This window comes from Pseudomonas sp. NBRC 111140, assembly GCF_001320885.1.
GTDB classification, from domain to species: domain Bacteria; phylum Pseudomonadota; class Gammaproteobacteria; order Pseudomonadales; family Pseudomonadaceae; genus Aquipseudomonas; species Aquipseudomonas putida_P.
Genome location: NZ_BCBQ01000100.1, coordinates 1 through 20,200, shown reverse-complemented (window position 1 = coordinate 20,200; position 20,200 = coordinate 1). Strand labels below are relative to the sequence as shown.

The 20,200-nt window shown below is 61.0% G+C and carries 18 protein-coding genes and 1 pseudogene; 18 read left to right on the top strand and 1 reads right to left on the bottom strand.

What is annotated here, in order from left to right:
- The 18 genes and pseudogenes from APH42_RS30315 to APH42_RS29515 form a co-directional block, all read left to right on the top strand.
- Positions 1 to 189: pseudogene (locus APH42_RS30315) on the top strand (HK97 gp10 family phage protein); the annotation flags it as partial.
- The gene (locus APH42_RS24475) at positions 182 to 568 is read left to right on the top strand and encodes a DUF3168 domain-containing protein (protein WP_014591175.1); all 387 of its coding nucleotides are present in this window, start codon (positions 182 to 184) and stop codon (positions 566 to 568) included. The pseudogene APH42_RS30315 and the gene APH42_RS24475, both read left to right, overlap by 8 nt.
- A gap of 55 nt (positions 569 to 623) precedes the next feature.
- A complete protein-coding gene (locus tag APH42_RS24470) occupies positions 624 to 1,124 on the top strand; it encodes a hypothetical protein (protein WP_060494415.1) in 501 nt (166 codons plus the stop codon).
- A gap of 39 nt (positions 1,125 to 1,163) precedes the next feature.
- Positions 1,164 to 1,493: a hypothetical protein gene (locus APH42_RS24465; RefSeq protein ID WP_060494414.1), complete on the top strand. Its 330-nt coding sequence runs from the start codon at positions 1,164 to 1,166 to the stop codon at positions 1,491 to 1,493.
- Positions 1,494 to 2,113: 620 nt separating this feature from the next.
- Positions 2,114 to 5,362 carry a phage tail tape measure protein gene (locus tag APH42_RS24450; protein ID WP_060494412.1) on the top strand — a complete coding sequence of 1,083 codons (3,249 nt, stop codon included), beginning with the start codon at positions 2,114 to 2,116 and terminating at the stop codon, positions 5,360 to 5,362.
- 45 nt (positions 5,363 to 5,407) lie between these two features.
- Complete coding sequence (locus APH42_RS24445) at positions 5,408 to 5,992, top strand: hypothetical protein (protein ID WP_060494411.1); 585 nt, start codon at positions 5,408 to 5,410, stop codon at positions 5,990 to 5,992.
- Positions 5,992 to 6,597, top strand: a complete 606-nt coding sequence (locus APH42_RS24440) for a hypothetical protein (protein WP_060494410.1) — start codon at positions 5,992 to 5,994, stop codon at positions 6,595 to 6,597. Before APH42_RS24445 ends, APH42_RS24440 begins: the two co-directional genes overlap by 1 nt.
- 2 nt (positions 6,598 to 6,599) lie before the next feature.
- Positions 6,600 to 6,998: a hypothetical protein gene (locus APH42_RS24435; protein ID WP_060494409.1), complete on the top strand. Its 399-nt coding sequence runs from the start codon at positions 6,600 to 6,602 to the stop codon at positions 6,996 to 6,998.
- Positions 6,995 to 14,173 carry a DUF1983 domain-containing protein gene (locus tag APH42_RS24430; RefSeq protein WP_060494408.1) on the top strand — a complete coding sequence of 2,393 codons (7,179 nt, stop codon included), beginning with the start codon at positions 6,995 to 6,997 and terminating at the stop codon, positions 14,171 to 14,173. The genes APH42_RS24435 and APH42_RS24430 overlap by 4 nt, the downstream gene beginning before the upstream one ends.
- A gap of 438 nt (positions 14,174 to 14,611) precedes the next feature.
- Positions 14,612 to 15,343, top strand: coding sequence for a hypothetical protein (locus APH42_RS24425; RefSeq protein ID WP_060494407.1), 732 nt, complete (start codon positions 14,612 to 14,614; stop codon positions 15,341 to 15,343).
- A 9-nt stretch (positions 15,344 to 15,352) separates the two neighbouring features.
- Positions 15,353 to 15,856 carry a hypothetical protein gene (locus APH42_RS29970; RefSeq protein ID WP_156352880.1) on the top strand — a complete coding sequence of 168 codons (504 nt, stop codon included), beginning with the start codon at positions 15,353 to 15,355 and terminating at the stop codon, positions 15,854 to 15,856.
- Positions 15,856 to 16,461 (top strand): tail fiber assembly protein, encoded by a 606-nt coding sequence (locus APH42_RS24420; protein ID WP_256217842.1) that lies wholly within the window; start codon positions 15,856 to 15,858, stop codon positions 16,459 to 16,461. The genes APH42_RS29970 and APH42_RS24420 overlap by 1 nt, the downstream gene beginning before the upstream one ends.
- 61 nt (positions 16,462 to 16,522) lie before the next feature.
- The gene (locus APH42_RS24415; protein ID WP_060494406.1) at positions 16,523 to 16,753 is read left to right on the top strand and encodes a hypothetical protein; all 231 of its coding nucleotides are present in this window, start codon (positions 16,523 to 16,525) and stop codon (positions 16,751 to 16,753) included.
- Positions 16,754 to 16,812: 59 nt separating this feature from the next.
- Positions 16,813 to 17,259: a structural protein P5 gene (locus APH42_RS24410; protein ID WP_060494405.1), complete on the top strand. Its 447-nt coding sequence runs from the start codon at positions 16,813 to 16,815 to the stop codon at positions 17,257 to 17,259.
- Entirely contained in the window at positions 17,256 to 17,774 is a 519-nt protein-coding gene (locus tag APH42_RS29520; RefSeq protein ID WP_082421459.1) for a DUF2514 domain-containing protein, read from the top strand. Before APH42_RS24410 ends, APH42_RS29520 begins: the two co-directional genes overlap by 4 nt.
- 165 nt (positions 17,775 to 17,939) lie before the next feature.
- Complete coding sequence (locus tag APH42_RS24400) at positions 17,940 to 18,734, top strand: DNA adenine methylase (protein ID WP_060494404.1); 795 nt, start codon at positions 17,940 to 17,942, stop codon at positions 18,732 to 18,734.
- 88 nt (positions 18,735 to 18,822) lie between these two features.
- Entirely contained in the window at positions 18,823 to 19,035 is a 213-nt protein-coding gene (locus APH42_RS24395; protein WP_060494403.1) for a hypothetical protein, read from the top strand.
- Positions 19,036 to 19,059: 24 nt separating this feature from the next.
- The gene (locus APH42_RS29515; RefSeq protein ID WP_082421458.1) at positions 19,060 to 19,266 is read left to right on the top strand and encodes a hypothetical protein; all 207 of its coding nucleotides are present in this window, start codon (positions 19,060 to 19,062) and stop codon (positions 19,264 to 19,266) included.
- Here APH42_RS29515 and APH42_RS24390 read toward each other — a convergent pair.
- A complete protein-coding gene (locus tag APH42_RS24390) occupies positions 19,229 to 19,924 on the bottom strand; it encodes an SOS response-associated peptidase (protein WP_060494402.1) in 696 nt (231 codons plus the stop codon). The genes APH42_RS29515 and APH42_RS24390 overlap by 38 nt on opposite strands.
- Between the last annotated feature and the right edge of the window lie 276 nt (positions 19,925 to 20,200).

The window sequence follows — 20,200 nt, the reverse complement described above, 5'->3', positions numbered from 1 at the left end:
AACCGGCGTGTCACCAACAAAAGCGACGGCACCCACTTCTTTGGCAAGTACCCGGATATCCCGGCCAGGCCGGCTCACCCGTGGCTGCGCCCATCTATCCAGGTCAACCGGGAGTTTGTCATGGCTGACATCAGGGCCGCCGTGAGCCGCACGTTGCGCAAGGCAAGTCAGGGGGTAGGTAATGGCTGATCCATCACTGGCCCTGCAGGAGGCGATCTTCGCCAGACTTCAGGCCGAAGTCAGCTGTCCGATCTACGACGGCGCGCCGCTGAACGCCGACATGCCGTATGTCTCAATCGATCGGGAGGTATCAGTCAACAGCAGCCCGATCTCGGGCCGCAAGCGCGAAACTCGCCTGCTCTACCTGTCGGTCTGGTCGGACGCTGTGGGCCAGGCCGAGGTAAAGCGCATCAACGGCGAAGTCATTGCTGCGCTGGACGAGCGCCGCCTGCCGCTAGAAGTGGGGCGTGCCGTTTCCGTACGAGTCGAGCAGGCCGACGCCCAGCGTGATGCCGATGGCATCACTTACCAGGGTTCTATCACCGTCCGCGTGATCACCACCCACTGAACCACATACCGGCCGCGCCGCGGCTTTTATCCAATGTGCCTTTGGAGGAACACCCATGGCCGACGACAACCTCAATACAGCCGCCGGCTGCCGCTTCTTCATCGGCGGCAAGACTGGCGCAGACACCGAAACCGAGTACAAGGCCGACACATACGTCGAAGTGGGCGAGATCGAGGACTTGGGCGAGTTCGGCGACACCTTCAGCAGCGTGAACTTCACCTCGCTGAAAGACGGCCGCGTGCGGAAGTACAAGGGCACTGCCGACGCTGGTGACCTGACGCTGACCGTAGGCCTGGACAATGGCGATGCTGGCCAGAAGGCGGTCAAGACGGCGCACAAGGATCGCAGCAAGGGCGATTACAACATCAAGATCACCCTCAACGACGGCGACCCGGATGCCTCCCCGGCGATCAGCCCGACCACGTTCTACATGCGCGGGAAGGTGATGAACAACACCGTGGCGCCTGGCGCTGCTGACAACGTGGTCCGTCGCAACGTTACCATCGGCATCAACTCGGATATCCTCGAGCTGCTGCCGGCGCCGGTCACCCCATAACACCCGGGGCTTCGGCCCCGGCAACACAGGACTTGATCCATGAACAATACGTTGCACGGTACCGTCACCGTGAAACTGGGTGACGAAGAGTTCACCCTCCAGCCCACCCTCAAGGCTGTTCGCGCAATCGAGAGCCGCTTTGGAGGCCTGCGCGGGGCATCGCAGACGATCAATGCCCTGAGCGTGGAGGGCTGCGCGATTATCCTCGCCGCTGGTGCCGGCCTGGAGGGGAAGTCGGCTGAGGCTTTGACCGAGAAGGTTTGGCAGGCCGGGGTGCTGGAGGTTTCGACGCAGCTAAACGCGTACATCGTGGCGCTCTATAACCCTCGCGGCGTCGAAAAGGGAAAGGATCAAGCCGGGACGGCGTGAGCGCCGTTGAGGACGGAAGTTACGTCGACCGGCTGTTCTCGATCGCGACAGGCTGGCTTGGATGGTCACCCGACACTGCGTGGCGCACTCCATTGCCTGAGCTGTTCATGGCGATGGATGCCAGGGTTGAGTGGGCGCAAATGACGAACCCCTTTGGCGCTGGCAAGTCGGTCGGGCAGCCGGAGAAGCCTAAACCTACTACTGTGGCAGATAAGCTGCGGCAGGTATTAACGGGCAGAAAGGCTGCTTGAGTTGGTAGCGGGAGTTATCCTATACCCCGATTTGAATTGGGGATGGATCCATGCAGCTACTTATCCTACTAGCGCTTCTAGTAATCATCGTCCTGATCGCTCCCTGGATGTTGGGGGTAATCGCGACTGTCGTGGTAGCCGGAGGGGCGGCTTTTTTTATCTTTTGTCTCGGAGCTGCCATCGTTCTCGTTATCGCAGCTCTTATGCTGCGATACCTGAATGACCCGGTAAAGCAACAAGAGCGCCTCGAAAAGAGAGCCAGAAAAGTTGCCGATGCCGCGAACCGAGCCAATAGAAGGCCCGATTGATATGCGAATTCAATGTTCTTGAGCCCGGCGATGCCGGGTTTTTTATTGCCTGGAGATCGGCATGGCAGATTCAGACATCCAGGGGATGCTGGTCCGTATTGAAGCGACCACTGCTCAGCTTCGCTCTGAAATCGCGAGAGCTGAGTCCACTGTTGCCCAAGGTGCCACGGCGATAGACCGCGGCCTTGCTCGAATTGACGAGAGCTTTGATCGGGCGGGGGAGAGCGCCCAGAGTGCAGGCGCACTGATCAAGAATGCTCTTGCCGTGGCGGTGGGCGCTGCCTCAGTTCGTTCCATTATCGATGTCGCCGACTCCTACTCACAGATGTCGGATCGAATGGGGCTCGCGACCTCCAGCGTTAACGAATACAACCTGGTGCAGGACAGGTTGCTAGATACGGCCAAGCGCACTTATCGCCCCCTGAATGAAGCCCAAGAGCTGTACATCCGGACGGCAGACAGCCTCAAGTCCATGGGGTACAACACCAGCGAAGCGCTGGATGTGATGGACAGTTTCAGCTTCCTGCTTGTGACAAACTCGGCCAGCACTGACAAAGCAGCCTCTGCGATCGATGCATATTCCAAAGCGCTGCAGACCGGTAAGGTCGAGGCAGATGGTTGGCAGTCGATCCTAGCGGCGATGCCGACCATCGTAGACACCCTAGCCAAAGCGACCGGCAAGAGTGCTGAGGAGATCCGCTCTCTCGGTGCAGTAGGCCAGCTCAGTCTGGATGTCCTCACCGAGGGCTTGCAGAAGTCGGCACAGGCAAACGGTGAACTGGCCGACAGCATGGGCGTAGCGGTTCGTGATGCACTGCAGAATTTAAGCAACGCTTTCTCCGTCTACATTGGTCGCCTGAATGAGACCACTGACGGAACGGGGGTTCTGGCCCAGGGCATCAGTGTCATCGGAGATAACTTCGAATCGCTTGCCAACGTCGCTGGTGTTGTAGCTGTGGGGGCGCTTGCGGGGTACGCCCGAAGTCTGGCGGGCAGTGCCGCAGCGTCACTTGCGGCGACTAGGAGCGCTATCTCGGACGCCATCGCACGGAAGGCCCAGGCGACCGCTGTGTTTCTTGCTGCGCAGGCTGAGCAGCAGAAGGCTCAGACAGCTGTGTTTCTGGCCGAAAAAGAGGCCATTGCTGCTCGCGGCACTGCTGTGCAAACCCAGATGTCGCTGCAACTCGCTGAGGCGCGGATGCTCGAAACCCGAGCAACGAACGCTGTCGCTGCTGCGCAAGCGACGGTTAGCCGGGCCTCTCTTGGAGTCATGGGCGTGCTCGGTGGCCCTGCGGGTATCGCCGCCCTGGCCATTGGTGCGGCAACAGCTTTCCTCACGCTGCGGGACAATACGAGTGTCCTTGAGCAGAAGCTTGGCGATCTCAACGATCCAATAGATAAGCTGGTCGAGCGCTTCAACAAGCTGAACCGGGCCACCCAATCAGTCACACTTCGCGAGCTCAAGGCCTCGATTGAGGACGCCGAAAGCGAGCTGACGACTGCCGCCGGGTCCATTGCGTTCGAGTTCCAGAGCAGCCTAACTAATGCCGGGCTGGCTGGCGCTGCTGGATTTATGGGAGGAATCGCGCCTCTTCCTGCCGAGTTCCAAGCAGCAATGGAAATCGTGAAGAAGGCATCAGCTGATCAGGCTGATGGTATGGCTGTTGACTGGAAGGAGGTAGCTGATCGAATCAGGGAGGTGCCAGGTGTCACCTCTGAAATGGCTGATGCGCTTGAGGAAAGTGGTGGGGCAGCAACTGAGAAGGCTGAGGTAATCAACCGGCTCAAGGAGGCCATGGCTGAGCTGACGGGTGAAACTGACGCCAATACGAAAGCAGAAAGGCAGAACGCGGCGGCCAGGGCGACCGCCGCCCAAGAAACCCAGAAGTACCTTGATCAACAGCTTAAACAGCTAGCCTCAGCACAGGACAAGACCAACACCGATGCTGCCAAGCGCTACATCGCTGAAAGAACCGACCTTACGGAAGGTGAAAAGGCTGCGATCCTTTCAGTTGCGGCGGCACGAGATGCCCAGAAGAAAGCCGACGACGACGCCACCAACGCGCGCCGAAAGGGATCGTCTGAGGCAGAGCAGTCCGCCAAGAAACGGCTGAAGGAATTCGAGTCCGCCGAGGAAGGCTACAAGCGGCAAATTCAGCTGATCAACACCACCGGCGACAAGCAGAAAGACGCCACAGAGGTAGCGAAGCTGTCCTTCGAGCTGCAGGAAGGCAAACTGGGCAACCTGTCTCAGGCCCAGCAGAAGCACTTGCTCGGTTTGGCCGCCGAGCTGGACTCCCTGAACAAAATCAAGAAGGCCAATGAGGACGCCCTGAAGCTCAGCGCGTTCAAGGCGGCCCAGGCCACGGGCACTCAAACCGCAATCAATGGCTACGATCAAGAGCTCGCTGGCATTGGTCGAGGAGACAAGGCCCGCGATCGAATGCGGGCTGACCTCGCGTTGCGTCAGAAGTACGTTGAAGATCTCAATGAGCTGAACGAGCAGCGCAACACCGGGCAGATCAGCCCGGAGCTGTACCAGCAGGAAACGCAGGTGCTCACCGACGAACTCAACAAGCGTCTGGCGGCCCAGCAGAACTACTTCCAGCAGGTCGATGAAGCGCAGTCGAACTGGTCGAATGGGGCTACTTCTGCCCTAGAGAACTACCTGGACAGCGCCGCCGATGTTGCCGGCCAGACCCAAGACCTGTTTACCAACGCCTTCAGCAATCTGGAAGACGGGATCGTCCAGTTCATCAAGACGGGCAAAGCTTCGTTCAAGGACTTCGCGGATTCAATCATCGAGGACCTAATCCGCATCCAGGTGCGCCAGGCCGCCGCCGGATTCCTCGGTTCCGCCTTCAACTTCCTCGGGGGAGGCAGCTCGGCGCTGGGGCAGGGAACCATGACAGGTTTCAGCGAGGTCATTCGCAATGCCAAGGGCGGCGTTTACGACTCTCCTAGCCTGTCTGCCTTCTCCGGCGGTGTGTACGACAGCCCGCAAATGTTTGCTTTCGCCAAGGGGGCGGGGGTTTTCGCCGAGGCCGGCCCTGAAGCAATTCTGCCGCTTCATCGGGGGCCGGATGGTTCGCTTGGGGTCATGGCCGCCGGGGCTGGAGGTGGTGGCGGGGAGTCGTCGATCACCTTCGGCGGAGTCACCCAACACATTCAGGTTGGCGGGCAAGCCAATGCCGCCACCATCGCCGATGTTCGACGAGCTGCTGAGCAGGGCGCGCGGGATGGCTACGAGCTGATGCTGCGAGACTTCAAGACCAACGGTGCCGGGCGGCAGATGCTGCAACGGCGGTAACTATATCCGGCCCGCTTCGGCGGGCTTTCTTTTGGGAGTGACCCAATGGCGGAGCCATGGCCCGAGGACCTGGAGCCCACTGAGGTCACCTGGGGCGTCGTCTACAACAACCGAGGGTTCACCTCCTCGCTGTCGAATGCCCAGCAGGTTGTGGCTCAGCCGGGCGCCTATTGGAAGTGCTCAATGACCTTCGGCGTCTTGTACGACGAAGACGAGCGCGAGTTGACCTCGTTGCTGGGCCGCCTGCAGGGCATGTTCGGCACGGTGAACATTCCGTATCTCACCCGACCGCGTACGGACAACATTGGCGCTCCGGTTGTTGCCGTGGCCAATGCCCAGGCCAGCATCATGCAACTGCAGGGCTTGCTGGCCAGCCGTCCGGTGTTCAGCCGTGGAGATCTCATCACCATCAAGGGCGAAATGTTCGAAGTCGTCGAGCGGGCCACGTCCGACGCCACCGGCAAGGCCCTGGTCTCGGTGAACAAGCGTATCCGCAAGGTGATCCCGGCCGGCAGCGTGGTCGAGTACAAGAACCCATATTGCGAGATGCGGCGCATGGACGACACCAATGAATGGACCACCCAGCCGGTGGTCTCGAACTCGACCCTGCAATTCCGCGAGGCATTCTGATGGCCACGAGTGTTTTTCCATTCAGCCAGACAGTTGTCGACATCATCGCCCAAGGCAACTTCATGGCGGTTTATGCCTGCCAGCTGGACTTCCCCGACGGCATGGTCTTCGCGCACACCGGAACCGGTGACCTGGTGATCGACGGCATCACCTACCAGGGGGTTGGCAGTTTCGGGTCGGTTGGCCAGTCGCAGGAAAGCAGCAACTCGGGGTCGCCCATGTCCGTAGAGCTGACCCTCAACGGCCTGGACGCCCAGATCATCACCGAGACTTCGCTCAAGGGGTGCCGGGGGCGCAACGGCAAGCTGATGTTCGTGGTGTTCGATCGGGACGGTACCTATGCCGCCGACATCCTGTTCAGCGGGCGCATGGATGCCGCCAAGTTCTCCTACGCGGGCAACGGCGAGGAGGGCAACAGCATCACTGTCCCGCTCATCGATCGTATGGCCGAGTGGAACAGGACCGGTACCGAGCGCTGGACCGATGAGAACCACCGGGCGCGCCGACAGGACGACCGCTTCTTCTTCGCCATCGCGCAGATCGCCGACTGGCCTATCTACTGGGGCGCCTCCAAGGATGCTCCGAAGTTCACCTACGAGACATAGCCATGCGAAAGCGCGATTGGACGACACAGCTTGCCAACACGATCAAGGCCGCCACCGAGCGGCCTTTTTCATGGGGCGAATTTGACTGCTGCCTGTTCGCCGCCGACTGCGCCCTGGCGGTGTGCGATGTCGATCCTGCCGAGGCCTACCGAGGCGGCTACACGTCCGAGGCTGGCGCCAAACGCCTGCTGAAGAAGCTGCACGGCTCGTTGGAGGGGGCTTGGGATGCCTGCTTTGCCCGGATTCAGCCGGGCCTGATTCAGCGGGGCGACATTGCCCTATACGACGGCCCCAATGGGCGTGGCGTGGCGGTGTTCTGGGCGGATGAGTTCTGGTCGGTGTCCCCGGACGGTGTCGGGAGGATCGAGTGTGAGCCGTTGACGGTGTGGAGAGTTGAATGAGTTCAGCAGTCAAAAAGGTTGCCCAGGTCGCCATCGGCGCAGCCATCGGCTTTATCCAGGGCGGCCCATGGGGGGCGGTCGCTGGCGCGGCGATGGCGTTCTATGTCGCCTCCCAGCAGGACAAGCTCGACACCGGTTCGCTGCGTTCGGGTGAACCCTCCAGCCAGACCCTGCGCTCGTCCAAGGCCGCTGCCCGGTACGTGCTGGGCCGTGTCAGCACCGGCGGTGTTCTGGCCTGGGGGCAGGAGCAGGCGGGCGACCAAACCGACGGCGAATGGCTGCACATGGTCTATGTGCTGTCGGAGGGGGAGATCGATGCTCTGGAGCAGATCTTCCTGGGCGAGGAAGTCGTCCAGGCCTATGGCGAGCACGCCAGCTACGAGCTGGTCACCAATCCGACCCAGGTGAATGCCTTCCTCAAGGCCAATAGCCCGGATTGGCGCGACACCCAGATCGGCCGTGGGCTGTCCTTCGTGCGGCTCTCGTTCAGGTACAGTGCCGAGAAGTACCCCTCCGGTATCCCGGATGTGCGCTTCGTGCTGCGCGGGCGCCGTGACATCTACGACCCACGGACCCGCGCTACCGGTTACAGCGAAAACACTGCGTTGCATATCCTCTGGTTCCTGCGCAATCGTTGCGGTGTGCCAGATGATGAAATCGTATTTTCCAGCTTCGCCAACAGCGCGAGCGTGTGCGACGAGATGCTGGCCAACGCCGACGGCAGCACCTCGGCGCGGTACCGTTCGGGCTGCGTCATCGGCGCCGACGAGTCGCGCACCCAGGTGATGCAGAAGCTCGAGGCGGCGTGTGGCGGCAAGCTGATCCGCGTTGGCGGCCGTTGGATGCTGCAGGTGGGCGCCTACTACGGCCCATACGACTTCGAGATCACTGAAGACATGGTGGTCGGTACCGTCACCGGTAGCACCGAGCCGACCAACGACTCAGCGATCAACACCGTGCGCGGTACCTTTGTGGACCCTTCGCAGGCCTGGGCCGAGACGGACTATCCCGAGGTCTCGGTCAGCCAGTGGGTGGTGGCCGACGGCGGCGAGGCGGCAGAGACCCTGTCCTTCTCCTACGTCAGCAACCCCTACCAGGCCCAGCGCCTGGCCAACATCGAATTGCGCCGGCGCCGTGCAGGCGGCACTTTGTCGATCCCCATGAACTTCATGGGCTACAACTGCCGGCCAGGCCGCTCGGTGAAGGTCAACTTGCCGTCGCTGAACATCGTCGGCGAATTCGTCGTCACCGATTGGTCGATGAGCCCCGACAGCGGCTGCAACGTGTCGGTGGCGCAGAACGAGCCGGCGATCTTCGATGACGCCGTGGGTCAGCCGTATAACCCGATTGGCTTTATCAGCATGCCCACTGGCGGCCTGGGCAGCCCTACCGGGCTCACCTGGTCGACCGAAGACAATGCTGAGGTAGTGCAGGGAACACTGGCGTGGGTTGCTCCCTACGGCGTTGTTACAGGTTACGCCATCACGGTGCGTCAGGGCACAGCCGCTGTGCAGGCGCAGCAGGTACCGGCCACTACGCTCAAACTGCCGCTGTCTGGTCTGCCGTCCGGCAACTACACCATGAGCGTGGCTGCGCTTGGGCCGCTGACCCGCTCGGGAGAAGCCAGCATCACGGTGAACATTGATGGCCCACCTGTGCCCGAGGCGTGCGTGGTTCAGGCCACCATCGACACCATCACACTGTACCCGAGCAACCCGCTGCACGGCCTGAACGGCGGTACCTACGAGTACTTCTACTCGACTGACCCGCAGGCCACCCAAGGCGAATACCTGGGGCAGGGCCTGACGCTGAACCACACCGGCCTGGCGTTTGCGACCAACTACGCCTACTTCATCCGCTCCAAGAATGCCTACGGCGTCAGCGCCTTCCTGAAGGTGGTGGCCTCCACGTCAACCGACGTGAAGACCATGCTTGATGCTCTCAAGGACAAGATCGAGGGCGGCCAGTTGGCCCCCGTGCTGCGCCAGGAAATTTCGCTGATCTCCGGTCCGCCTACCCAGAGCGGCTCGGTCGCCCAGCGGATTGCTGCTGAAGCGACAGCGCGCGGTCAGCAGATTGCTGCCGAGACCACGGCCCGAGGCCAGGCCATCGCCGCTGAAACGACGGCCCGGAACCAGGCCATTGCCACAGAGGTGGTTGACCGCAACAAGGCGATCGCCGTCGAAACCCAGGCGCGTACCAAGGCGATCAGCGATGAATCTGCTGCCCGCGCTCAGGGCCTGCTTTCGGAGGCCCAGGCTCGCGGTGCGGCGATCACCAGCGAAGCCCAGGCCCGCCAGTCGGCGGACGAGTCGCTGGGCCAGAAGATTGACACCGTCACGGCTTCGACCGGCAACAACGCGGCTGCGATCCAGGCCGAGGCCACTACCCGGGCCAATGCCGACTCGGCGCTGGGTCAGCGTATCGATACCGTGGTGGCCAACACCGCTTCGAACGCTGCGGCGATCAGCAACGAGACCACGGCGCGAACCACTGCCGATGCGGCGATGGCCTCGCAGATCGCGAGCCTGCGCGCCGAGTCTGGTGGCTACGATCCGGCACTGAACTACGGTTTCGCTTCGACCGTCGAGGGCTGGAGTGGCACGCGCTGTACGCTGGCTGTCGAGAACGGTAGGCTGATCGTGACCACCGACGGTACTGGTGCTGCATACCTCAACTCACCGGTTGTTTCGCTCAAAGGCCGTGACCATGACCGCATTCGCTGCCGCATCACCCGGCGCGCGGGTTCGGGCTGGAATGGCCAGGTCACCTACGTTACGGCCAACCACGCTTCGTCTTCGTCGTACCGCAAGTTGATCGCCGACCCGGGGTTGGCGGTCGGCCAGACCCTGGTGCTCGAGTGGGACATGTCGCAGTTGACCAACGGTGGCAGCGACTGGTCGGACAGCACAATCACCAGGTTCTACCTGTGGCTTAGTTCGGCGGCCGGCGATGTGTTCGAAATCGACTGGATTGCCGTCGGCCAGATCGCGCCGTCGGCTTCGGTGGCCTCGGTCGTTGACGAGCGTACTGCGCGGATCAGTGGTGATGAGGCGAACGCCTCGGCCGTCACCGCGCTGGGCAGCAGCCTGACCACCACCAACCAGAACGTCACCGCTGCCCAGCAGGCCGCCCAGGACGCGGCCACGCTGGCGGGTGGAAAGGGCAAGGTGCTGGTGCAGGCAACTGCGCCGACCGTAGCTGACCGCCTGGCACAGAACCTGTGGATCGACACCACCGGCAACGCCAACACCCCGAAACGGTGGAACGGTACTGCCTGGGTGGCTGTGACAGACAAGGTGGCCACGGATGCCGCCGCGGCTGCGCAGTCGGCGCTGTCGCAGCTGGCGGGGAAAGCCGATGCGTCTGCACTGCAGGCGCTCAGCACCACGGTGACGAACCAGGGCAACACACTGTCGAGCCAGGGCAGCAGCATCACCGAGCTCAACAACGGCTTGCAGACCACCAACGGCAACGTTGCCACGGCTCAGCAGGCCGCCCAGGCTGCCGCCAGTTTGGCCGGAAGCAAGGGCAAGGTGCTGTATCAGTCGGCGGCGCCGGCGGTGGCCGACCGGCAGGCTGAGAACCTGTGGATCGATACCACTGGCGCGGCGAATACGCCGAAGCGCTGGAACGGCAGTGCCTGGGTGGCTGTCACCGACAAGGTGGCGACCGATGCTGCGGCAGCGGCTGCCAGCGCACTGGCGCAAGTGGCGAACAAGGCTGACGCTTCCGCGCTGCAAACCTTGGACACGACGGTCAAGAGCCAAGGCACCACCTTGACCAGTCAAGGCGCGGCGCTGACTCAGCTCAAGGCCTCGATCGGGCAGCAGCCCGATAACCTGATCCTTCGGGGCAGTTTCGAGGATGGTCTGGTTGAGCCTTGGACGAACAACCCGGGAATCACCAATGTCTCGGCGCATCCATCGGCAGGAAAGGGGATCTCGTTCTACGACAACAGCTTCTGCGGTCTCGGCTTCAATGTGTTGACGAAGGGGGGCGAACAGTTCGACCTGGCTGCCGACATTTGGCCGAACTACATGACGGCGGGGCAGACCACCCGCCTGCAGATGCAGTTCTACGACAAGGCCAACACCAACCTGGGCTACTTCACTGCCTTTACGGTGCCGGCCGGGACGACTGGCTTCAAGACGAACAGCGGCCGCATCACAGCGCCGGAGGGAGCAGTCTCCGCCAGGTTCGTGACCCGGACTGAGCCGGCAGACGGCACTGGGCGGTCGCTGTGGTGCAACATCCTGGCGCGCCGGGTGACAGCAGCTGACGCGGCCAATGCTGATGCGGTGAGCAACCTCACCAGCGCGGTCACCCAGCAGGGCACCACGCTGACCAGCCATGGCCAAGCCCTGACCCAACTGAACAACGACCTGCAGAGCGTGGCGCAGGGAAAGGCAGATGCTTCGGCACTGCAGACCCTGAGCAATACGGTCACCAGTCAGGGCAACACCCTGAGCAGCCAGGGCGCAAGCATCACCCAGCTGAACAGCGGTCTGCAGACCACCAACGGCAACGTGACGACGGCGCAGCAGGCTGCCCAGGCCGCGTCGGACAAGGCTGGTGCCAAGGGTGAGGTCATTTACGGCACCGCAGCACCGGCCACGGACAAGCGCCTGGCGCAGAACCTTTGGATCGATACCACAGGAGGGGCGAATACACCTAAACGCTGGACGGGATCAGCCTGGGTAGCCGTTACGGACAAGGCGGCAACGGACGCAGCCGCCGCAGCAGCCAGCGCCTTGGCGCAGGTAGCCACCAAGGCGGAGTCCGCTGCGCTGCAGACGTTGAGCAACACCGTGACCAGTCAGGGCAATACGCTGACCAGCCAGGGAAATGCACTCACCGGGCTGCAGGCTTCGGTCGGCGCCCTGGCCGGCAACGGGGCCAACCTGCTGAGCGATGAATACAGCTGGCTGACCTCGACCATGCTGCCTGCGTTGAACTCGTCCGCGAGCGTGACGCGGGTGGGCGTTGCCGTTCCAGAGGCTGACTCGGGCTTCGGCTTGCAGGTGGGCGGTTTTACGACGGCAGGGCACTACCTGATGCTCAGCCCTACCAACAACGCGGCCGGGTACAACGTGCGGATCGAACCGGGGGTATACCTGGTTTCGCTGTACATTCGCGGTAGTGCAGCGGGCAGTATGCGGGCACGGCTCTTTGATGGCACCGGTCCTAGTTCGGCCAACGTACCGTACACCACGACCAGGACAAGGATCACCCTGCCGATCACGGTCACTGACAGCACGCGCGCCGCTATCACGCTCTACCTGAACCAGACCGTTGTCGCCGACCTGAGCTTGGTGATCGACTCGGTGATGATCGAGAAGCGGATCGGGGAGAGCAACACCCCGTCGCCGTTTGTGGCCGGGCCGTCGGCGCGTGCAGCTGGCGCTCTGGCGGCGGCTAACCAGGCGCTCGACGTCCGGGTGACGCAGACCGAGGCCGGGTTGTCATCGACCAGTGCAGCCGTAACGAGCCTGGGCAACAGCCTGCAAACCACCAACGGCAACGTCACCACCGCCCAGCAGGCGGCACAGGCGGCAGCTGACTTGGCGGGCAGCAAGGGCAAGGTGCTGTACCAGACCGCCACGCCGGCCGCCGCTGACCGGCAAGCGGAGAACTTGTGGATCGACACTACCGGCGCGGCCAACACCCCGAAACGATGGAACGGTTCGGCCTGGGTGGCAGTGACCGACAAGGTGGCCACCGACGCGGCGGCGGCTGCGCAGTCGGCGCTGACGCAGCTGGCTTCCAAAGCGGATGCGTCAGCGCTGCAGACCCTGCAGTCGACAGTCACTAACCAGGGCAACACGATCACCAGCCAGGGCACCTCGCTGACCCAGTTGAAGGCTTCGCTGAGCCAGCAGCCGGACAACCTGGTGCTGCGCGGAACGTTCGAAGATGGCCAGGTTGATCCATGGACGGGGAATCCGGGGATCGCTGGATTGACGGCGCACCCATCTGCCGGCAAGGCGATCGCCTTCTATGCCAACAGCTTCTGCGGCACGGGACGGTTCATTGTCTCGGGTGGTGAGCAGTTCGACCTGTCGGCGGATGTGTACCGCGCGTACATGACGGCAGGGCAAACCGGCAACTTCCAGCTGCAGTTCTTCGACAAGACGGACACCAGCCTGGGTTACTTCAACGCCTTCACCTTTTCGGCGGGCGGTGGCTTTCAGACGTTCTCCGGGCGGATTACTGCGCCGGCGGCGGCAGTGTCGGCACGCTTCGTCACGCGGATACAGCCGGCAGACGGCACCGGGCGGTCGCTGTGGTGCAACATCGTGGCGCGCCGGGTAACCGCTGCGGATGCGGCGAACGGCGAAGCGATCAGCACCCTGGGCACCACGGTTTCGCAGCAAGGTGCGACGCTTACCAGCCAAGGGCAATCGCTGCTGAGCCTGACCAACCGCATGACCGATGCCGAGGGCGTGAACAGTGCCCAGGCAACGGCCATCAGCCAGATAGACACCACGGTGAAGCAGCAGGGCACCGCGATCACCGCGCAGGCCAGCCGCCTGGATGGACTGTATGTCCAGGTGAACCCGGAAATGGAGGGTGACAGCACCGGCCTGGCCGGCGCTACGGGTGGGTTGGTGGGTGTCTGGACCGAGCAGTCGGCCAGGATCGAGGACGGCATTGCCATCGGACGGCAGGTCGAAACGGTCCAGGCGCAGATCGGGGAGACGAATGCGTCGGTGCAGCAGGTCAACGAGGTCGTAGCCGGTGTCGATGGCCGAGTGTCGGCTCTTTCATCCTGGAAGACCGAGACGAACAGCAAAGGCAAGAAGGTAGCCACGGGCATCGTCCAAGGAAGTGATGGGACTATTGGCGAGATTCTGTTGTCGGCGGACCGTGTGGCGATTATCAACGGGTTGGAGGGCCCGGAGGCAAGCCTGTTCGTCTTCCAGAATGGTCAGCTGTTCCTGAACTCAGCATTGATCAACCAAGCGTTCATCCAGAGCCTGGTCGTGGGCATGACACTTCGATCTCAGGCCGTTAACGCCCAAGGTCTACCACTGATCGAAATCAACCTGGCTTCAGGATCGTTCACTGTGCGCGGCCAGGATGCCAACGGCTCGACGCTGCTCAACAACGGCGGGTTGTATGTATACGATGCTAATGGGATCCAGCGTACTGCTATTGGCCGCCTTGGCTGAATTACGCGGCGTCCTGTTAGGGATGCCGCTACTTTTCAGAGGTGCACATGGCGATATATGGCGTAGATATACGCAACGCGAATAACGTTCAGACGTTGGGGATGCAGGATTTCACAATCTCTAGAATCGGTTCCATGGAGATTCCCGCATCAGGGAATCTTTATGGCTCCGGTACTCGAACGGACTACATCACTTGGACCATTCCTGGATATGATCCGGTTAATTGCTTTGTTTTGATTACCCCAAAAGTCTACCTTCCAGATCCGCAGAACGGGCGGCCGGCTCCCATGCTGCCAACTTATCGCAACCTCGGAGGGGACTCCATTGCGATCTACACCTACGTCAACCGGCGCAGACCTACAGGGGTAGGAGGTAACTATCAAGATGAGTGGGTGTGTAACTCGGTTGGTTGCATTCTTGAGGCGATAAGATCAACAAATGGATGAATACGGTTTTAGAGCTATCAATGATTTTGGGTCAGTAACGATATCCAGTACTTACAAAGTTCTAGTTTTTTCTGAGCGTGGGACCTATCAGGTGACCTCGCAGTACACGGATCGCGGTGGCGAGGGCTCAGTCTCGTTCCTCAAGCCGATCAAGACAATCGAGGCTCCGCAAGTTTTCGTCAGAGTGGCTGCGGCATCGCACGCGAACCTTGGCGTTTATATAAGCATGGTCGGTTCCCCAGGGAACTGGACCGGCTTCAGAACATTCTCAGCTGCCCCTGGAAACTCTCCCTTACAAAATTTCACGCTTGAATATGTCGCCTGCAAATTCGCCGATAGTGTGCAGGCTGCCGGTTACGGCATGAATATTCGCGATGCGAATGGAGTGCCTGTATTCTCAGCGCAGGATAAGGTTGTTCGGTATTCAAAGTTTGCGACCAGTTGGACAATGGTGACGAACGCCGATGACTACAGGGTCTTTATTCCGAACGTCAGTGTCGAGTCGGATGACTTTATTTGCGTGTCTGCATTCGATCGGGGTCTTAATTGGGCGACTGGCAATAGCCAATTTTCTTCATTCAATATTTGGTTAAATTGGGCGCCAAACCTTAATACCTATGTGCAGCGAATTACGTCGGGTGGTTATTGGTATTGGCAGGGTACTAATGACACGAACTTTACTGTTCCAGTCTGTAAATTCCCATCCGACCGCTACACGAATTAGGAGGTCTCTGTGACAAAACAAGTAATCAACCTCGGCGCGGCGCCAAATGGTGTTGGCGGGGATGACCGCCGCAGCGCTTGGCTGAAGGCGATTGCAAACTTTGATGAACTGTACGGATTCATCGCAACTGCCTTCAATAGAGCTAATATTCTAGGCGCTGTTAGCCAGGCTGCGGGAGTACCGACAGGGGCAGTCATTCAACGTGGTAGCAATGCTAATGGTGAATATGTTAGATACGCGGATGGAACACAAATTTGTTGGGCAGTGTCTAAATCAAGTTTGTCAGCTGGTGCGGGTGGGTATGCCGACGTGTCGTTCACTTTGCCGGTAGCATTTGCTTCGCCCGTCTATGCGGCAACTTGTCAGGCTACTCCTTTGAATCATTGGGATTATTACGGATGCCTTGGGGTTTGGGCGCAAACCGCAACAGGCATTACGTTCCGTATTCGTAATGGTCCGGCGGGAGCCCAGTCATTTTCCTGCAGCATGCTTGCAATCGGTCGGTGGTACTAATGATTATAAAACTTAGCCCAATCATTCCTTTGCTCCCGCAGTCTCTTACTGTGTACAAACAGGGGGATAGTTTAACTATCAACGGTTTAACCCTCGATTTTTCCCAGTTGCCCGACGGCGGCACCCTCCCTGGTGAGGCTAGTCGCTGTCCGTGGATTATCGAAACAGTTGAGCGCGTGCAAGGTCAGCTGGTGATCGTTTTGCTGTTGCCAATTCCGATCGAAGCTTCGCAAGAGGCATGCTTCCCCTGCGACATTATCTCGCCACCTGATGGATTGGTCGCGCTACCGACTCCTGACGCTGAACAGCCTGCGCCAGCCCAAGGCTATGCCGCTATCGATTGGAGTCAGGTAGTGACTGCCGAGGACAAGGCTCGGGCTGCTAGTGAGCAAAGGCGGGCTTCCGTTATCGTTGAAATCGCCCACCAGCGAACGCTGGCGGATACGGCGATTGCACCGCTGCAGGATGCGGTTGACCTAGAGGACGCCACTGCCGAGGAGGTCAACGCGTTGAAAGCCTGGAAGCGCTACCGCGTTGCGCTCAATCGCTTGCCTGAGCAACCTGGTTTCCCCGATTCAATGAGCTGGCCGGACCTGCCAGCCTGATTAACCGCTCGATTCCAACCTAACCGCCGCCTGGCGGTATTTTATTGCCTGGAGAAAACTCATGCCATACATCGCTATCAACCTCAGCAACGCCTACGCCGCTGAGAACAACACTCGCTTCGCCACCCCGGAGGAAGCGGATGCCCGCGCTCGCACGATCCTGAACCAGTTCCCAGCCGCGCAGGTGTTTACTGCCCAAGTGCTGAAGGAGTACAGCGCTAAGGTCTCGATCACCGCGAAGGAGCCGGCGGATCCCGTGGCCGAGCCGTCGCCTGAAGAGCCCGCCGCTTAATCCGCTGCAATCATCCCAAGCCCGCCCAGTGCGGGCTTTTTTATGCCTGGAGAAAAGCTATGGCAACCCCACGCGGTGTACGCAACAACAACCCCGGCAACATCGATTTCAACCCACGGAACGCCTGGCAGGGCCAACTGGGCATTGAGGTGAATGTGGCCAAGCCGCGATTCGCCCGGTTCGACCAGGCCGAGAACGGCATCAGGGCGCTGGGCAAGCTGCTGCTGAACTACCGGGGCAAGGACGGTATGCCTGGCGTCGGCCGGCCCGGCATCGACACCCCGCTGGAATTCATCAGCCGCTGGGCGCCCTCCAGTGAGAACAACACCTTGGCCTACGCCCAGGCCATTGCGAAGCGTCTCGGTGTAGGCGTCCGCGACTCTATCGACATCTCCAAGCCGCAGGTGCTGCGTGAGACGGTGGTGGGGATCATCGTGCACGAGAACGGCGGCAACCCCTATAAGCCCGAGGTGATTGATGAAGGCATTCGGCGGGCACTGGCATGAAGGGCTGGGCCATATTGGCTGTTGCTGTGCTGCTGGCGTCCCATTGGGGGGCCTATCAGCACGGACGATCTGTGGAGCGCGCCGAAGCTGGCCAGGCATCAGCGCAACAGGATAGCGGTGACAGATTGGCCGAAGTGATCGGCGAGCGCGGTGCCCGGCAGGAAGAACAACGACGCGCTCAGGCGCAGGAGGAAGCGAGGACCTATGCCCAGGAAGAAAGAACGATTGCTGATGCTGGCGCTGCTGGCGCCGATGCTGCTGGCCAGCGGCTGCGCAGCGACGCCACCCAATTCGCTGCCGCCGTCAGTTGCCCCGGCACGGATACCGCCGCTATCGCCCAAGGCCAGGCAGCCACCCGCGCCGCCATGGTGCTCTCCGACCTGCTCGCACGGGCTGACGAACGAGCGGGAGAGCTGGCGACAGCGCTTGACCGAGCCAGGATTGCCGGCCAGCAGTGCGAGCGTGAGTACGACGCCCTTGTCGCAAAGCGGGGGGCAGTAAGCGCCCGGGAATAAATTCGAAGGCTTCATGCAAAGAGAGCGGCCACCGGGGATGCGTCAACATCCCTGCTGACCGCCGAACCCGCAGACCATACCTGCAAGCCCAGCCAAGGCTCCCGCTCTGTGCACAAAGCACGGCGAGCCTAGCACCTGTTTATCCATACAGTAAAGGTTTGCAAATTGACTAACCCAATCATCCCCTGGATGGGCGGCAAGCGCCGCCTGGCCGATCGCCTAATTCCGCTTTTCCCAGCCCATGAGTGCTATGTCGAGGTCTTCGCCGGTGGCGCTGCCCTCTACTTCATGCGGCCTCAACCCGCCCCAGTAGAAGTCTTGAATGATCTCAACGGCGATTTGGTCAACCTGTACCGGGTGGTGCAGAACCACTTGGAGGAGTTTGTCCGGCAGTTCAAATGGGCACTGTCGTCCCGGCAGATCTTCGAGTGGCAAAAGATGGCGAGACCGGAGACGCTGACCGATATCCAGCGCGCCGCCCGGTTCTTCTACCTGCAGCAGCACGCCTTCGGCGGCAAGGTCACTGGGCAAACGTTCGGTACCGCCACCACCGGACCTGCCATCAACCTGCTGCGCATCGAAGAAAATCTGTCCGCCGCCTGGCAGCGGTTGGCCGGCACCTACGTCGAGAACCTTTCTTGGCTCGACTGCGCCCAGCGCTACGATCGAGCGCACACTTTCTTCTACATGGACCCGCCTTACTGGCAGACCGCAGGCTACGGGGTCGATTTCCCGTTCGAGCAATATGAGCGCATGGCCGAATTCATGCGCACCTGCAAAGGCAAGGTGATGGTGAGCATCAATGACCATCCCGACATCCGAGCGGCCTTTGACGGGTTCCACTTCGAGCAGCTGGATATTCGGTACACCACCACGAACCAGCGGCATTGCCAGGCCGATGTGAGCGGTGAGCTGGTGATACTGAACTGGACGCCCGCAGCGCTGGGGCAGCTGTTCTGAAACAACTGCGGCTCGAAAACCGTCCTTGCTTCAGCCAATTGATTCGCCTTGTCCTATTATTCCCCGGTCAAACAATCGGAGTGGGGCAGTGGACAAGCGTTCTTTCATTGGTATGGTTGAGGCAGGCGAGCCGCTGATTCAGCAGGCTATCGACGCCATGCGCGAATACCACCAAGCCCAGGACCGTGGCGGGCCGCCTGAAGAGGTCGAGCGTCTACGCCTATTGGCGGATTCGCTATACCAAGCGGTTATCGATTACCAGTTAATCCAAGCAGGGCGGGCATCGTCTACCATTCAGTGAGGGCCTTCTCAGGATGGAGCACCGATGAAGTGTAAGCCGCCGATTTTTTACCCTGACCATCCCATGTACACCAACGCCGTGGACGCCATGAAGCGTTATCACGAAGCCCAGGGTGCTGGCAGGCCAGCCGATGAAGTTGAGCGGTTGCGCCTGATTGCGGAGTCGCAATTCCAGGCGGTCACCGACTACCAGCTCAAAGCGTTAGGCGGTCCTGCTGGCCCGGTTCACTAATTGGCTTGATTAGTTCGGCGCCTTGATTACGCACATTGCCAACGGCCGTGCTAACTCGGTACCACTCGAAGGCCTCGGCCGGCTCGCCTAGGTTGAGCGCCATTTGCTCCGCCTGCTCCTTGGGCGTGCCTGGCGCCATCCATTCCCGGGCCAGTTCAGGCGAGAGCACCACCGGCCGGCGGTCGTGAACATCGACCATGCCACCCTGGGCGTCGGCGGTTATGATCACAAACCCGCCGTGCTCGCTGCCGGTGAACTGGCCGATGCTGGCGCATAGGGTAGGGCGCCCGTCTCGGCGCCGGATGTAGTAGGGCTGCTTTTTCGGCCCACCCTCATCTACCCATTCGTACCAGCCGTCGATGGGTGTAATAGCCCGGTACGGCCAGATCGCTCGGAAGAATGGGCCGTGCGCCACCTTTTCGACCCTGGCGTTGATCGGAGCAGCACGGTCGGTCGCCCAATGCGGCCGCCACCCCCACCTCACCAGGTCAGCGCGCGGGCCTGCGTCATCTACCCTCAGCACTGCCACCGGAGTGGTCGGCGCGACGTTGTACCCGCCAAGAGGCTCGTCGCCGACGTTGTTCTTCCAGGCCTCTGGCAGGCTCAGGGTTTCAACGAAGTCGTGTATGCCTCGGTACTGACTCAACCTTCCACACATACGCGTCCTCCTGCATGAGCAAACAAGCATAGTCCGCCGAGCGGTACTGGCGCGGTTGCTTTTCCTGATGTTGAAATACTGTATCCATATACAGTATCTGGTGCAGTATGTACTTCCTCCTCGTTCGCCGCCGCGTGAATGGCGTGGCCATCCCGTCCGATCAGCTCAGGAGGATGCAGCCCCTGAAGGCCGACATCCACATTGGTGACCACCACAGCGAGCCTTTGGGCCGGGTATCGACCCAGGCCTGGGTGTTCAGCCCTGCGCCGGGGCCCG